Raw genomic sequence first — 16319 nt, 5'->3', positions numbered from 1 at the left:
CGGCTCAGGCATGACGACGCTGACCCGCCGGATCGCGCGCGGTGTCGAGGACCTGTATCCCGGCTATTTCGCGCTCGTCATGGCGACAGGCATCGTCTCGATCGCGTGCGAGCTCGTCGGTCTGTCATGGACCGCCCGCGCCCTGCTCCTGGTCAACATCGCGATCTACGCGCTCCTGAGCCTGCTCCTGCTCATGCGCCTCGCCGTCTACCCCGGGCGCGTGCTGGGCGACCTCCGCGATCACGGCCGCGGTCCTGGGTTCTTCACGCTCGTCGCCGGGACCTGCGTGCTCGGAACGGAGCTCCTCGTCGTCGGCGGTGAGCCCTCCGCCGCGCGCGTGCTCTGGTTCGCGGGGATCGCGCTGTGGGGGGTCGTCATGTACAGCTTCCTCACCGCGGTCATCGTGCGCGAGCAGAAACCCTCGCTCGAAGAGGGCATCAACGGCGCCTGGCTCATCGCGATCGTCGCCACGCAGGGGGTCTCCGTCCTCGGCTCGCTCCTCGCTCCCGGCATGACGGCGCCCGCCCCGGTGCTGTTCTTCGCGCTGTGCATGTTCCTGCTCGGCGCCCTGCTCTACCTCACGATCATCACGCTGATCTTCTACCGCTTCACCTTTCTCCCGATGACGATGGAACGGTTGACGCCGCCCTACTGGATCAACATGGGGGCGGTGGCCATCACGACTCTCGCGGGGTCGACGCTGCTGCTCGCTCGGGAGGCGTCGCCGCTGATCGCGAGGATCGAGGCGTTCCTGACAGGCTTCACGCTCTTCTTCTGGGGCGCCGCGACCTGGTGGATCCCGCTCCTGATCATCCTGGGGATCTGGCGCCACGCCGTCCGCCGGTTTCCCTTCCGTTACGATCCCCAGTACTGGGGAATGGTGTTCCCGCTGGGGATGTACACCGTCTGTACGATTCGATTGGCGCGGGCCGTCGATCTGGATTTCTTGCTGATCATCCCCCGCTACTCGAGCTACGTGGCGCTCCTGTCGTGGATCGTTGTCTTCGTCGCGATGATCCTCTCGCTGCTGGCCTCGGCTAAGGCGCAGGCCCGAGCGCCATCCGCCTGAGGACCGCAGGCGCGGGTCGCGCTGTCACGCGGGCGGCGCAGGCCGGCCGAGGACGGCGGGAGCCCGCTCCTACTTCGGGCTCGCCCTGCCGATCGCGATGACGTTCTGCGCCGCCGGCTTGCCGCCCTCGTGCGCGGACCCGCCGACGCGCGGGTGCGCCCTGAGGAGCGTCACCGTCAGCGTGATGCCCCAGCCGTCGTTCGTCTTGAGCTCCGCGTGCCCGTGGCTGTCCTCCACGGCCAGGATGAGCCGGCCGAGCGGCTCGAGCCCGGCCGGCGCGGCGCCGGGCGCCGTGAGCACGCGCTGGAGCGCCGACTCCGGCAGCCCCAGGCCGAAGCCGACGTCCAGGATCGACAGCTGCACGCCCTGCGGCGCCTCGCGCACCGACACCACCGGGCCGTGCCCAGGGAGCCCGCGGCCCGCGACGTCGGTCAGGAACGCCTCGAGCACCTGCCCGAGCTCGCCGCGGTGACCGAGGGCGTGCGTCGCGCCGCGGATCGGCTCGAGCCGCACCGCCCGGCCCGTGGCGCGGGCGGCGCTCGCGACGGCGTCGGCCACGACGTCGCCGAGCTGGAAGGCGCAGAGCGGATCGGTCGCGTCGCGCGCCGCGAGCGGCCGCACGTTGCCCGAGCCAGGGGCCGGCTGCTTCACCGGGATCAGCGCGGCGACGTAGCCCGCGATCCACGTGGAGCCGTCGGACTCGCGGCGGAGCGGGCGCACCGAGAGCACATACGGCTCGGGCGCGCTGACGCTGAGCTCGATGCCCTCGTCGCTCGCCATCACGCTGGAGAGCGACACCGCGGCGCTGCCGGCCGACGTGGCGCCGAGGACGTCGCCCAGCGTGAGCGAGCCGGGCGGGAGCGCCGCGCTCGCGCTCTCCGCGGGGACCACGACGTCGCGCGCGCGCAGCCACTTCGCGAACTCCGGCGCGACGAAGCGGACGTCGCCGAAGGCGTCGGCGTACAGGAGCCCGACCGGCGCGCTGCGCAGCATCGACCCGAAGAGCTGGAGGTCGTCGAGCGCGACGCGCGCGCCCTCGACCAGATCGTCCTCCGGCGCACGGCCGGCGCGCTCGTCGCCCGCGCCGCCCGCGTCGGCCTCCGCGGTGCGCGCGAGGCGCTTCCGGCGCAGGAGCAGCGCGAGCTCGCGGCCGACGTGCTCGGCCCGCTCCGGCTCGCGCGAGAACGTCTGCTCCGCGACCGGGCCGCAGAAGAACACGTAGCCCTCGATCTCGCCGAACGCGATGAGCGGGACCACGACCGCCGGCATGTCCTGCTTCGTCAGGAAGCGGCGCGCCAGGCGGATCGCCGGCACGCCCTGCTCGCTGCTGTACGGCGGGCGGCGGACGTCGTGGCGGCGCTCCGCGACGAGGCTCTCGCCGCCGCGAGGGTCGCTCCGATCGTTCCAGAACCTGAGGTGCCAGCTGCCCGCGGGCAGCTCCGCGATGAGCACGAGATCGGCCGGGTGCGCCTGCTCGGCGAGGCGCGCCACGCGCGGCCAGAACTCCTCGTCCCGCAGCGTGTGGACCCCCTGCATGCGGAACAGCGCGGCGCGCTGGATGAGCTCCGCGGCGCGATCGACCGAGCGCTGGACGGCGAGCCCGCGGAGGATCATCACGCCCGCGAACGCGACGGCGAGGCCGAACAGGGTGCTCGGCAGCGGGAAGAGGCTCGCCTCCGCCCGCGCGGCGAGCACGCTCTGGCCCGCGGCGAGCGCGAACGTGGCGAGGAACAGCGCGGTCGTCGCGACAAGGCTCCCGTGGCGGCGGCGCGCGAGCCACACGAGCCCGCCGGCGAGCAGGACGAAGAGCGCCGGCGCCCAGATCGGGGCCGAGGCGCGCCGGCCGCCGTCGAGCAGCCCGCCGAGGACCGCGGCGATGCCCTTCGCCGGCGGCAGCGCCGACGTCGCGACCGCCTGGGGCGCGACGCCCCCCGCGCCGACCCCGACGACCGCGACGCGGCCCTCGAGCGCGGCCGCCGGGACCTGGCCGTCCGCGAGATCGCGCAGGCTGACCGCCGGGACGCTCTGCGGCGCCTTCTTGAGCACCCAGGGCGCCGCCGAGACGCCGAGCGCGCCGAGCTCCGCCGCGCGCTCCTCGGCGGCCAGCGGGAAGAAGCCGACGACCTCGCCCGCGCTCAGGCGCAAGAGCCCCGGCGGCATCCGGACGACGGGCGCCGCCCCCGCGGCGCGGCCCGCGGCGTCGCCGCCGCAGAACGCGTCCGCCGGGGGGACCAGCAGCGCCCCGCGCGCGCGCCCGCGCTCGAGCAGCCCGGGGAGCGATCGCGCGCAGAGCCCGTCGCGCAGCGCCTCGGGCGAGGCCGTGACGAGCAGCACCTGCGTGGAGGGCGCGGCGTCGGCGAGCGCGGACGCGGTGAGGCCGCGCGCCACGTAGTCGAACCGATCGAGCGGCGCCACGGCCGCGATCAGCGCGCCCGCGGCGATCGAGAGCACATCGGGCCGGAGCCAGCCGAAGCGCGCCGCGTCCCCCTGCGAGGTCATCGGTCGCGGGATGCGAAAGGGCTTGGGGATCCGCGGACGGTAAGTCTTCGCCATAATCGCTGAAGAACGCAGCGCGCCAGGGGGCGCAGGACGCCCGGGCAGCCGGAGCGTCGCATCGTGGTCGCATCGATACAATTGTCTGGCGAGGTCCGCTGCGCCAAAAACATCTGCTGTTCGAGAAGAAGGACGCCCCCTACAGCGCGCGCCCCGAGCGAGCCGCCGCGCCGCGCCCCGAGCGAGCCGCCGCGCCGCGCCCCGAGCGAGCCGCCGCGCCGCGCTCCGACCGAGCCACCGCGCCGCGGCGCAGCGGCGGATCTGTTCGAGACAAGGTGCGATGTGGTGCTCCGCACCCTCCGCCGAGGCGCGTTGTGTTGCGGGCGGCGCCCGTGTGATGCCACGTCAGCGCACCCTGACGATTGGGCTGGATCGGCCTGTCGGAAGGGGTTTGAATCCCTCCTGGGTATGCGCCGCACTTCATCTGTTCTCCGGGCCGCTCCTGTCCTCGGGTTGTTCGTTCTCGCAAACAGCGTGGCCTTCTCGGCCTCGAGCTGTGGCTGCGAGTCGGATCCACAGCTCGCAAATCTGTCGGGCGGCGGCGGGGCCGGCGGCGCGACGGGGAGCGGCGGCGCGGGCGGCGCGACAGGGAGCGGCGGGGCCGGCGGCGCGACGGGGAGCGGCGGGGCGGTGTCCGGGAGCGGCGGCGGGGGCGCGACGGCGGACGGCGGCGGCGGGGCCGGCGGGGTCGCGCTGCCGGACGAGCTGCCCGACTTCACCGAGGAAGAGATCGAGCCCGCCGAGGCCGTGGACGGGATCCCGAGCCCGCTGCCGGGCGTGTACGACGACAAGGGCACGGCCGGCGGCGACGAGGTGGTCCGCGCGCTGATGGGCTTCCCGATCCGCAACGCGGGGCTCCTCGACGTGGCGATCGAGGAGATCTACGACCCGGCGAGCCCGCGGTTCCGCCAGTACCTCACCCCGGAGGCGTGGATCGCGGCGTACGCGCCGCGGGAGCTCGACGTGCACCTCGTGAAGCTCTGGCTCGAGGAGCAAGGGCTCACGGTGAACTTCACGGCCACGAACCGGCTGCTGATCCAGTTCACCGGCACGGTGGCCCAGTTCAACGAGGCCTTCAAGACGGAGCTCAGGGTCTTCGAGCGGGAGAACCCGCAGGCGGGCAATCCCCCGTTCGACGTCTACGGCACCCTCGGCAAGCTCACCGTGCCGACGTGGGTGTCCGACCGCACGACCGGCATCATCACGGCGGATCTCGCGGCGAGCACCAAGCCGCTCCCGCCCGAGGGCGGCAGCATCGAGCCGGATCCGCCGCCCGACGTCGATCGGGGGATGACCCCCGCGCAGATCGCGGGCGCGTACGACCTCGACGACCTCTACGAGCTCGGGTTCACGGGCCAGGGCGTGAAGCTCGGGGTCACGGTCGGCGCCACCTTCAAGTACAGGGACCTCCAGTCGTTCTGGCGCGCGCTCGGCGTGCAGCGGGCGAACCCGGCGGTCGTCGTGACGATGGAGCCTGTCGCGACGCGCTACCTGGAGTCGACGCTCGACGTCGCGTGGTCGGGGAGCCTCGCGCCGGGCGCGGAGCTCGTTGTGTATCAGGGGCCCGACGCGCGCAACACGTCGATGGTCTACACGTTCAACGAGGCGATCGCCCGCGGCGAGGTGTCGGTCATCACGGACTCGTTCGCCCACCGCGAGGACTCCGAGCCGCCGGCCGTGCGGCTCCAGTACCACCACGCGGCGCGGATGGCCGCGGCGCTCGGGATCACGGTCGTCGCGGCGACGGGCGACTCGGCGCAGACCGACACGCCGTCGGCGAGCCCGTACGTGACCGGGGTCGGCGGGACGTCGCTCTGGCTCACCCGGAACGGCGAGGTCGAGAGCGAGGTCGCCTGGTCCGGCTCCGGCTCCGGCCCGACGCTCTCGTTCCCGATCCCGTCCTGGCAGGTCGGGGTCGTGGAGGGCTCCGGCGGCAAGCGCGCGGTCGCCGACGTCGCGATGCACGCCGCGCTCTCGCCGGCCCCGTACTGGGTCTACTACCTCGGCGAGTGGAAGCGCTACGGCGGGACGTCGTTCTCGGCGCCGGCGTTCGCGGGGATCATCGCCGTGGTGAACAGCTACCGCGAGGCGCAGGGCCTGCCGCGCGTCGGGTTCCTCAACTCGATCCTCTACACGACCCCCGACGTGCAAGCGACGTTCCGCGACATCGTGAGCGGCGAGACGGAGTTCTTTGCCGCGGGGCCCGGCTGGGATTACCCGACGGGCTGGGGCGCGCCGAGCGCGATCGGCCTCGCCACCACGCTGCCGTAGCGGCGCGGCCCGCCGGGCCGGGCGGCGCCGCGCGCCGGCTCGATCCGACCGCACGCCGCCGCTGTCCCGCCGCCCCCGCCGCATGCTCGAGAACCTGCCGCTCTTCCCACCGAACGGGCTCGATCGGAGCCTCCATACAGCGGTCCTGATCGGGCTCGTCTTCGGGACGCTCTTCACCGAGACGCTCGGCTGGACGTACGCGGGGCTGGTCGTGCCCGGCTACCTCGCGACGGTGTTCTTCGCGGCGCCGGTCACCGCGGTGTTCATCATCGCGGAGTCGATCGTGACGTACCTGTTCGTCGCGCTGATCGGCCGCTGGATCACCCGGACGGGCGCCTGGTCCACGGCGTTCGGGCGCGAGCGGTTCTACCTGTTCATCGTCGGCGCGGTGATCGTGCGGCTCTTCGTCGAGGGCCTCGTCGTGCCCGAGGCCGCGGCGCGCTACGACTTCGTGCACTCGCGGGAGCTCTACAGCATCGGGCTCGTGCTCGTGCCGCTCATCGCGAACGCCTTCTGGAACAGCGGCCTGCTGCGCGCGGCGCCGCGGCTCGCGGCCGTCACGACGCTGACGGCGCTCGTGCTCGGCGTGCTGCTCCGGACGACGAACCTCTCGGTCTCGCGCTTCCAGGTCCTCAACGAGAGCCTGTCGCTCGAGTTCCTCGAGCTGCCGAAGGCGCACATCATCCTGGTCATCGGCGCGCTGCTCGGCGCCCGCAACAACGTCCGCTACGGCTGGGACTACAACGGCATCCTCGTGCCCGGCCTGCTCGCCGTGGCCTGGTACGAGCCGACGAAGCTGCTCACGACGACGATCGAGGCGCTTGTCGTCTACTACCTCTCGCGCTGGATCATCTCGGTCCGCCCCTTCTCCCGGATGCTGCTCGTGGGGCCGAGGCGCATGATCTTCGTGTACGTGCTCGGCTTCGTCCTGAAGATGGCGCTCGGCTTCGCCATGGTGCGGTTCGCGCCGGGGCTGCAGATGGTCGACTACTTCGGGTTCGGCTACCTGCTCCCGAGCCTTCTCGCCGTGAAGATGTGGAACAAGGAGCACGTCGGCATCGTGATCATGCCGACGCTCCAGGTGTCGTTCACGGCGTTCCTGGTCGGCAACGGGGTCGGCTACGCGCTCGTCGCGCTCGGGTGGGGCAGCGCGCCGCCGCCGCCCGCGGCCGAGGCCCGTCCGCCGCCGCGCATCGAGAGCGCCGCGCTGGCGCTCGTGCTCTCGGACACGGCGCCGCGGCCCGGCCCGCGCCCGAGGGCGGCCGCGATCGCCGCCGACATCGAGTCGCGGCGGATCGCCCACCGGCTCGCGCGCAGCGTGCTGCACGACGGCCGGCCGGAGGACGAGGTCCTCGGCGTGGCGGAGCGCGCGCGGCTCTCGGTTGTGCGCGAGGGCGACGGCGAGCGGCCGTGGTACGTCCTGAGCGCCCGGTTCGACGACCCCGAGGACACGCCGAGCGCGCCGCGGGCGGCGATCCGCAAGCGCGCCGGCCGGAGCCCGGGGTCGGCGCCCGAGTGGCTTGTGCTGGCGGCGCCCACCGAGGTCGGCTCGGCGCTGCCGGCGGTGGCGCTCCGGGTCGCGGAGCTGCTCGACGCCGCGGGGGTCGTGCTGCTGTCGCGCCACGGCGCGATCCGGCGGCACGACGAGGCGTTCGCGGCCTCGATGATCGAGGCCCTGGAGGGCCCCCAGGTGCTGATCGTCGAGCCGGGCGGCGGCGACGGGCCGGAGCTCAGCGTGGTGGGCACGCCGGCGGGGCTGCCGGTCGTGTCGATCGGCGAGGGGCTCGGCGCCGAGACGGCGATGAGGTTCCGACCGGCGGCCGAGCAGCACGCGCTCCTCGCCGACGCGCCGCGCCTCCGGGTGCCGCGCCACGTGGCGGAGGCGGTCGGCGCGCGCATGCTCGGCGCGCCGGAGGTCGTGCGCTGGAGCGGGACCCTCGAGGAGGAGCTCGCGAAGCGGATGGTGTCCCTGACGGAGGTCCAGCCGGGCCGGTTCCGCCCGCCGTCGCTCGAGGAGCTGCGGCTGTTCGACAGCGTCGTGGCGCCGCGGCTGATCGCGGCGGCGACGCGCCCCGGCGACGCCGCCAGCGCGACGCCGCCGACCGCGTGGGAGCGGGCGCTCCTCGGGCGCCTCGGCTTCCGCGAGATCCGCATCGGCGGGAGCGACGCCGCGCCTGCAGTGTGGGGCATCGCCGAGCCTGGGCCGGCCGAGGGCGGCCCGGAGCGCCGCGGGAACCCCGCGTGGCTCGTGCTGGCGAATCAGGCCGCGGTGCCGCCGCGCGCGGGCCCGGCGGGCCCGGCGTCATCGATCGGCGGCGTCCTGCCCGTGTCGCCGTCGCCGGACGCGGTGAGGTCGCCGCTCACGGGCGCGATGCTCGTGGAGGTGCCCGCGCCGCGGTGGCAGATCGGGGCGTTCGGCGCGGGGCTCGCGCTCGCCGACGCGCTCTCGGCGCAGTCGCTCCTGCTCGCGGGGGCGGTGCCCACGGCGGAGCCGAACGGCGCCGCCGACGTGCGGCGCGCCGAGGGGCTGCGCAGCTTCTTCCAGCGGGCGCACGAGGTCTGGATCGGGGACGGCGGCAACGCGCTGTCGGTCCAGGCGATCGAGGCGGATCGGACCTACGAGCGGGACGCGGTGATCTCGTTCGGGTACGAGGTCGTGCGGCCAGAGCACGTGCCCACCTTCGCGGGGCCGCTGCTGGAGACGCTGCGCGATCTGGAGCTGCGCGTGGGGATCTTCGACGGCACGCGCGAGCAGGTGCCGTTCAGCGGCGCGACGGACATGGCGATGGCCTACGCGAAGCGGTTCGCCGAGGGGCGGTTCGCGATCGTGTACCTGGGCAGCGCGATCCGGCGCTTCTTCGAGCTCCGGCGCTTCGCTGCGCCGGGGCAGGGGGAGACGCGCCTCGAGGCGCGGCTCACGCGGCTCGGCGTGGCGCCCGCGCCGCTCGACGTGGCCGGGCGCGCGCAGGCGCTCGCGACGTGCGCGGGGAGCTCGGGCGCGGGCGCGAGCGGGGACGAAGCGTGCCCGACCCGGGGCGTGACGGCGGAGTGCGATCTTTTTTCTGCGATGGAAATTTTCCGCCGCTACACGACCGAGCGGAACCCGTATTACCTGAGGGAGCACTTCTCGGCGCGGGTCGAGGCGCGGTGTCATGTGGAGTTCGGGCGCGACGTGATCACGGGGCGCCCGTGGGTCATCGCGGCCCGGCCGGGGGAGGCGCAGCTCCTGCCGATCGACGGTGCGCTCGTCGCGATCCCGGGCGTTGCGGTACCCGGCGGCGTGCGGCTGCGGCGCGCGGTCACCGTCGGCACGAGCGCGCTCAGGGTCGAGGCGGCCAGGGCGGCCTCGCCGGGCGCGGCGGCCTCGGGATCGCCTGCGTCCGGATCGGCGGCGCCTGCGTCCGGATCGGCGGCGCCTGCGTCCGGGTCGGCGGCGCCTGCGTCCGGGTCGGCGGCGCCTGCGTCCGGGTCGGCGGCGCCCGGCGCGGCCCCGCAGGAGGCGACCCCGTGACCGCCCCGGCGAAGCGCCGCGAGCCGCCGAGCCACGACGCGCCCGCGCCGCCGCGCCCCGCGCGGCCGCCGCTCCGGGCGCGCTCGGCGACGGGGGGCTTCCGCGCGCGGGTGGGCGCGCCGCGCAAGGCGCTGAACCCGCGCTGGCTCATCGCGATGGCGCTGCTCGGGGTGACGGCGTTCGCGCTCTCGCTCCTGCCGGGCGCGCCGCCGCTGGGGAGCTCGCTGCCGGCCGAGGACGAGATCCTCGCCTACCACATCGAGCCGGAGCGGGACCTCGCGATCAAGATCCCGGCCGAGATCGACGCGGTGGAGGTGACGACCTGGGCGGCCGTGAAGGCCGACATCTGCGACTCGGCGAGGCGCTATCCCTACGGCTTCGTCGCCGCGTTCGTGAACGAGCGGGGCAAGGAGGTCGCGCGGCACGTGTACGACCTGGAGAGCCGCGTCAGCTGCGATCCGGATCGCCCGCTCGGCGAGGGCGAGTACGCGGCGCGGCTCGAACGCGGCGGCGGCGCGGTGACGGATCCGCGCTCGACGCTGCTCATCACGCACGACGTGCTCCCGCAGGGCGGGCAGGTGCGGCTCCGGGCGAAGCCCGCGGTGGGGAGCGACGGCAAGCCGATCGAGCTCACGATCCTGTCGCGGCTGGAGGGGCGCTACCAGCGCAGCGAGACGTCGCGCGCGCTCTACGAGCAGAGCCTCGACGCGGAGGAGCGGCGGCAGCTGGGGCGCCGGGTGTCGGCGCTCGGCTTCGCCGACCTGCCGGAGCCGGCGCGGAAGGAGCTGCTCCGGGGCTGGGCGCGCCGGCTCGAGGCCGGGGGCCGCGAGGGCATCGACTACGAGATGTCGCGGCTGCTCCTGCGGCGGTTCCGGATGCCGTTCCCGCGGGCGGAGGGCCGCGGCGCGTCCGAGTTCGTGATCGGCGAGCGCCACGCGGCGGCGCTGAACTTCCGCGGCCCGCTGTCGCTCGACATCGAGGGCCCGCCGGGCCGCACCGTGCGCGTCGCGGACGGCGCGAGCGCGCCCGCGAGCGTCGAGCTCGGCCCGCTCGGGCGGGCGACGGTGCGGCTGTCGCGGGAGGACATCCGGACGGTGGTGATCGACGGGGTCGGCCCGGATTTCGGCGTGCGGTTCGGCGCGCCGGAGGCGCACGCGATGCAGCAGATCGGCGAGATCGTGCATCCAGCGATGCCCCCGCCCGCGGGCGCGGGCGGTCCCGGCGCGGCGCCGGAGCCGGCGGCGGACGCCCCCGGCGCGGCGCCGGGGCCGGCGGCGGACGCCCCCGGCGCCGCGCAGGCCGCGCCGGTGCGGCTCCAGACGCCGCCGGACGTGCGCATCGTGCGCTACCTGGTGCTGGATCCGAGCGATCCGGTCATCGCGCGGATGGCGCCCGGGCAGGAGCTCCTCGGGCTGCTGATCCGGACCGAGATCGAGACGGGCGGCGGCGCGAACCAGGGCGAGGCGACGGTGGTGGCGCGGTGGGGGCCGGGCCCGTCCGAGCGCGCCGAGCTCAAGGTGACGCTCCCGCGATCGCGCTTCGAGTGGTGGAACGACGGGCTCGACGCGTCCGAGCCGCGGCTCGCGATCCTGCGGCCGCCGGCGGGGGTGGAGCGGATCGAGATCACGGGGGACGCGAGGACGCGCATGCGGCTGCGCACGATCGAGCCGGGCGTGAACGAGACGCTGTACCGGCTGCCCTACCGGGTGACGCTGGCCGAGGACGAGACGTGGCGCTACGCGCCGTTCGACGTGAGCACGTGGACCGACGTGCGCGCGTTCAACCTCGACGATCTGGAGCGGAAGGAGCGCCTCTCGGATCTTCGCGAGCAGGTGCGGATCGAGCGCTCGGGGGAGGGCGCGAGGTCGGACGCCGATCGCCCGGAGCGGATCCTCACCCCCGAGCATGCGCCGGTGCGGCGGCGGCTGCTGATGCCGGCGTGGCAGTCGGCGGGGGAGCCGTCGCCGGGCGACGCGTGGACGCCGCTGCTCGTGGCGAAGGACGTGCGCGTGGACGGGGAGGGGGCGCGGGCCGGCCGGCTGTCGGTCATCTACCGGGCCGCGCGCGCGTCGCTGGGCAAGGAGGTCGCGGTGCGCGTGGACGGCGAGGTGGCGCTGAAGGAGCCGATCGTGGCGCTGTCGGGCGCGCTGCGCGTGGCGGCGCCGGCGGGCGCGCGCCGGGTCGAGATCGAGGGGCTCGGCGACGCGGGGGCGGCGTACACGGACGCGCCGCCGGCGAACGGCGGGGCGATCGTGCGCCGGCGCGACGTGTTCGAGCTGACGCGCGCCCGGCCGATGACGTACCGGTTCAAGCAGGGGGCGGGCGAGACGCTGCACCTCGTGCTGTTCGTCGTGACGCCCGGGGAGAACGCGGACTACCGCATCCGCTACCGGCTCGAGGGGGCGAGGCCCGCGTCGCGGGAGGCGGCGTTCTTCCGGCGGGTGACGATCCTGGACGGCGTGCTGGCGGGCCGGGGCGGGGATCTGACGCGCGCGACGCTGTGGGAGGCGGCGACGGACCGGCGCGGCACGGACGGGGTGGGGCGCGGGGTGATCCGGCTGGGCGACGATCTCGCGCCGGGAGAGCGCGTTGTGCGGCTGTCGCTGCTCGGGCCGCAGGCGGGCGACGCGGGCGAGCCGGCGAAGGCGGTGTGGGTCGGGGCGGTCCTGGTCGGGCAGCGGGCGCCGGGTCGGGACAACGGACCGCGGCTGTGGGTGGAGGACGATCCGTGACGAGGGAGCGGGTGGGAACGGGGGGCGCCGGGGCGCAGGGGGGCGCCCCGTAGGGTAGGTTTCCCGTGTGCGCCGTGAGGCGGTCCCTTCCCTCGAGTGGCGTCGAATCCGATGACGTCGAGAGTGGGCGTCCGAATCTGGCGGCTGCGCTATGCTCACTCCCGTGACCAGCCGCCCGGCCGCGCTTCGCGTCCTCGCCGCACTCCGGCAGACCCCGGTCGGCGACGATGCCGTCCTGGTCGGTTCTTCTGGTCTTTTCGGCTTCGACACGCGCGTCCCGGCGCTGACCGAGGACATCGACATCTCGATCCCTGAACCGCTGGTAGAGCAGCACGGGCGTGACATCGTGGACGCGCTCGCGCAGCAGGGCTTCGCGCACGAGGCGGGGACGGCGACCTTCCTGGGCCCGGACGGAGACGTCTTTGACCTCCTGGGGCACGGGGAACCGGAGGCCGGCGATCACATCGGAGGGAGGGGGCTTCTGCGTGTCATGGTGTTCGAGGACCTGTCTCGCGTCGTCGGCGAGCTGAACGCGACGACGGCGCTGCCGCAGGGCGGCCGAGCGCTCACACCGGCGGGCTTCGTGGTGACCAAGCTGCTCACCGAGCGCGCGCACAAGGGCACGAAGGACAAGATCCAGGCGCTCCTGGTCATCGCGGAGCGCGCGGGCGACGAGCGGTTCGAGGCCGACGTCGTACGCCTCCTGGGAACCATCGAGCCAGTACGCCTCGAAGATGTCCGCGGCGCCGCGCAAGACGCCCTGATAGCCCTGGCTCATGATCCTCTCTTTTCTGACGCCGGAGCCGAGGGGTATGTCTCGACGAAGCGTGAAATCGAGATAGGGCTCGAGCGTCTCGAGGCCATGCTGGCGCGGATCCATGCCTGAGCCGCGGAGAGCCCTCACCGCGGAAGAGCGCCTCGCCGAGCTGCGGCGCGCGCGGGTCCGGCTTCGCAGGGAGCGCCTCCAGCGCGAGCTCGCTGGCCCCCTGTGGAATCGGATGGTTGGCATCGTCCCCATCGCCTTTCGCCTCGAGGGCACGTTGGCGGCGCGCGTCATGGTTGCTGACCGGGAGACCGTCATCGATGCGTTACGCGATGACGCGGCGTTCGCGCTCGACACGGCGATGCGCCTCTCGCGCGGGCATGGCTTCCTCTCGAGCCAAGACGTCCAGGCCTACCTGCTCGACACCGCACCGCTCGACCGCCTCGCCGCGGCTGGGCTCGTCAGCGCCGAGCCTCACCGCGATACCGTCCTGATTCGCCCTTGGCCGGGCCCGCCGCGCCTCCTGGCGTGCATCGTGGGCGAGCTGCCGGCGTCCCGCATCGTGAAGGGCGGTTATCGCGTGGTCACGGCGGAGCGACTGAAGCGCGAGCTCGTCGGCGCGGTCGGTCGGCGCGCGGATCTGTTCGCGCTCCTGGAACGCGCGGAGCGTGGGGATCTCTGACGCTGCTCCACTTTCTGTGGCCGAGCGGGGGCGGCGGGCACGCACTTTGCTGGCGCTCGCAGAGGCGGCAAGCCGCTCACCTCGCCGACGTCTTCCTCGCGGACGGGGCTCTTCGCGTCAAGCGAAACCTCGCTGGATCATTGGCCGGTTGGTGATTCGGCGGCGTTTGCTGTAGGGTTTCCCCGCGCGGCCCCGGGGTCGCCGCAGCGGAACGAGCACACATGGCGGAAACGACAACGAGCCCGCTCGGGAGAGGCCTCCTTTCAGCGGCGATCCCTCAACTCGCCGACACTCGCCGTGGTGCGGGTCTCACGCCGGGCAGGAGCGCTGTCGCCGGGCTCGCGTCGGCCGTGGCGGTCATTCTCGGCGGCTCGGCGGCGCGCGCGCAGGAGCCCGCGCGTGACCCGGTGGCCGCCGAGGCGCTCTTCAAGGCCGCGCGCGCGCTGGTCGACAAGGGCGATTATGCGGCGGGGTGCCCGAAGTTCGAGGCGAGCCTCGCGCTCAACCCCTCCGCGAGCACCATGATCAACCTCGCGCGGTGCCACGAGCGCGAAGGCAAGCTCGCGACGGCGTGGCACGATTACAATCGCGCCCTCGTCCTGAACCGCGAGACGGCGGGGGAGCAGCGGCGGCGGAGCCTCGAGGAGATCGCGCAGAAGGAGATCGCGGCCCTCGAGCCGCGCATGCCGAAGCTCAGCATCGTGGTCGAGCGCGCGCCCTCCGGCGTGGAGGTGCAGCGCGACGGCACGACGCTCCCGGCGGCCGCGCTGGGCGAGCCGCTGCCCATCGATCCAGGCCCGCACGAGATCCGCGCGAGCGCCCCCGGGCACCAGACGGAGGCCCGCGCGATCACGCTCGCGGAGGGCCAGACGGAGACGGTCGCGCTCACGCTGCGGCCGGTGGCCGCGGCCGGGGCCGCGGCGGCGCCCGCGAAGGCGAGCGAAGCGCCGGGGGGCGGGGGCGTCCCGGCCTGGGCCTGGGCCTCGGGGGCCGCCGGGATCGCCCTGGTCGGCGCGTCGGTCGGGTTCCTGATCGATGATCTGTCCGCGATCAGCGCATTGCGCGAGAGCTGCCGCGAGGTCCCGGGCGGGACGTACTGCAAGCCCGGCTATGACTTCGCGGCCGACAATGCGCGCAAGAACCGCGATCTCGGCCTCTTCGTCGGCCTCGGCGGCGCGGGGCTCGTGGCGATGGGGGTTGCGGTCTACGGGATCGTCCGGTCGGACGGCGATAAGGAGTCTGCGCCGGCGCAGGGAGCCGTCGCGCTGCCCTGGATCGCGCCGTCCGGCGCCGGCGCCAGCATCTCCGGGAGCTTCTGATGCGCACAGGGGAGGGCGTGCGAATGCATTTCTTCAGGTCTCTGGTCGCGATCGCGATCTCGCTGGTCGCCGGGGGCGCGTGCATCCCTGACGTGGAGCCGAACGTGTTCGTCCTGCCGCGCTGCGAACAGGTCGCGCCCAGCTGCGGTCCGGAGGCCGGCGAGAGCTGCTGCGCGGAGAGCGAGGTGGTGGGCGGCCAGTTCAACCGCCTGAACGACGCGGGCTTTCCGGCCACGGTGGCCGATTTTCACCTCGATCGCTTCGAGGTGACGGTGGGGCGGTTCCGGCAGTTCGTGGAGGGGTATCCGGCGGCCCGGCCGAAGGCGGGCGCGGGCGCGCACCCGCTCATCCAGGGCAGCGGCTGGGACCCGGAATGGGACGCGAAGCTGCCCGCGGGGAAGGGCGAGCTGCGGGCGTCGCTCCAGTGCGACGCCAATTTCCGGACGTGGACCGACGAGCCCACCGGCAATGAGGCGGCGCCCATCAACTGCGTGAGCTGGTATCTCGCGTTCGCCTTCTGCGCCTGGGATGAGGGCCGGCTGCCCACGGAGGCGGAGTGGAACTACGCTGCCGTCGGGGGAAACCAGCATCGGGCTTACCCGTGGGGAGAAGAGGCCCCGAGCCAGGAGCTGGCCGTGTTCGGCTGCGAGACCACGACGACGGTGTGCCCGATCCCGGGTGTCGGGTCCAAGTCCCCGGCGGGGGACGGGAGATGGGAGCAGGCCGATCTGGCGGGGAGCTTGTTCGAGTGGGTCCTCGATTACCACGCCGATCTGACGGGGGCGTGCAGCAACTGCGCGGCCCTGAGCGACGGAGGCTTCGGGAGGGGCTCCCGCGGAGGAGCGTTCTCTCACACCGAGGAGACGCTCAGCCCGACGTACCGCATCGGCGAGCTGCCGGAGAGGACGTTGTCCTTTTACGGTCTCCGCTGCGCGCGAGACGAGTAGCGGGCTCACTGCATCAGCGCTCCTGCCGGTACATCGGACAGGGCTAGTAGGCAGCCTGGCCGCCACATGGGCACGCGGCTGAGATCACTGGCCAGGTGCGCCTGCGGCAAAGTCAAAGCGGGAGCACGGGCAGAGCGAAGACCATCCAGGTCGTACCCGCCGCCCGTTGCCAGCTCGGAAGGGCGGTCGAACCGGTCCCTCGCGACCGTTTCCGGTGCCCTGATGGCGGTCGAACCGGTCTCTCGCGGCCGTTTCCGGTGTCCCGAGGGGGGTCGAACCGGTCCCTCGCGGCCGTTTCCGGTGTCCCGAGGGGGGTCGAACCGGTCTCTCGCGGCCGTTTCCGGTGTCCCGAGGGGGGTCGAACCGGTCTCTCGCGGCCGTTTCCGGTGTCCCGAGGGGGGTCGAACCGGTGATGTCCGGAACCACATCGGCGCCACCCGCAATCCAGACACTCGCCCGCCGCGGTCCCTTC

9 protein-coding genes are annotated in these 16319 nt (G+C 73.9%); 8 read left to right on the top strand and 1 reads right to left on the bottom strand.

Annotation, left to right across the window (positions count from 1 at the left end):
* The first annotated feature begins 10 nt into the window (after positions 1-10).
* Positions 11-1069 carry a tellurite resistance/C4-dicarboxylate transporter family protein gene (locus tag WMF17_RS38260; RefSeq protein WP_437645939.1) on the top strand — a complete coding sequence of 353 codons (1059 nt, stop codon included), beginning with the start codon at positions 11-13 and terminating at the stop codon, positions 1067-1069.
* Between the two features lie 69 nt (positions 1070-1138).
* Here WMF17_RS38260 and WMF17_RS38255 read toward each other — a convergent pair whose 3' ends face one another.
* Entirely contained in the window at positions 1139-3568 is a 2430-nt protein-coding gene (locus WMF17_RS38255) for a hypothetical protein (protein ID WP_437645937.1), read from the bottom strand.
* A 507-nt stretch (positions 3569-4075) separates the two neighbouring features.
* Here WMF17_RS38255 and WMF17_RS38250 point away from each other — a divergent pair.
* The 7 genes from WMF17_RS38250 (at position 4076) to WMF17_RS38220 (ending at position 15847) form a co-directional block, all read left to right on the top strand.
* On the top strand, positions 4076-5893 hold the full coding sequence (locus WMF17_RS38250) for a S53 family peptidase (protein ID WP_437598334.1): 1818 nt from the start codon (positions 4076-4078) through the stop codon (positions 5891-5893).
* 82 nt (positions 5894-5975) lie between these two features.
* Positions 5976-9404, top strand: coding sequence for a poly-gamma-glutamate biosynthesis protein PgsC/CapC (locus WMF17_RS38245; protein ID WP_437645935.1), 3429 nt, complete (start codon positions 5976-5978; stop codon positions 9402-9404).
* Positions 9401-12136 (top strand): hypothetical protein, encoded by a 2736-nt coding sequence (locus tag WMF17_RS38240; protein WP_437645933.1) that lies wholly within the window; start codon positions 9401-9403, stop codon positions 12134-12136. The genes WMF17_RS38245 and WMF17_RS38240 overlap by 4 nt, the downstream gene beginning before the upstream one ends.
* A 163-nt stretch (positions 12137-12299) precedes the next feature.
* Positions 12300-13022: a hypothetical protein gene (locus tag WMF17_RS38235; RefSeq protein WP_437598331.1), complete on the top strand. Its 723-nt coding sequence runs from the start codon at positions 12300-12302 to the stop codon at positions 13020-13022.
* A 154-nt stretch (positions 13023-13176) separates the two neighbouring features.
* A complete protein-coding gene (locus WMF17_RS38230; RefSeq protein ID WP_437598330.1) occupies positions 13177-13581 on the top strand; it encodes a hypothetical protein in 405 nt (134 codons plus the stop codon).
* Between the two features lie 350 nt (positions 13582-13931).
* Positions 13932-14900 (top strand): PEGA domain-containing protein, encoded by a 969-nt coding sequence (locus tag WMF17_RS38225; protein WP_437645931.1) that lies wholly within the window; start codon positions 13932-13934, stop codon positions 14898-14900.
* Positions 14900-15847, top strand: coding sequence for a formylglycine-generating enzyme family protein (locus tag WMF17_RS38220; RefSeq protein WP_437645929.1), 948 nt, complete (start codon positions 14900-14902; stop codon positions 15845-15847). The genes WMF17_RS38225 and WMF17_RS38220 overlap by 1 nt, the downstream gene beginning before the upstream one ends.
* The last annotated feature ends 472 nt before the right edge of the window (positions 15848-16319 follow it).

Origin of the sequence: Sorangium sp. So ce362 (assembly GCF_051519845.1) — a bacterium.
Taxonomy (GTDB): Bacteria; Myxococcota_A; Polyangia; order Polyangiales; family Polyangiaceae; genus Sorangium.
Note: the sequence above shows the minus strand (reverse complement) of the source record. Positions and strands in the feature narration are given on the sequence as shown.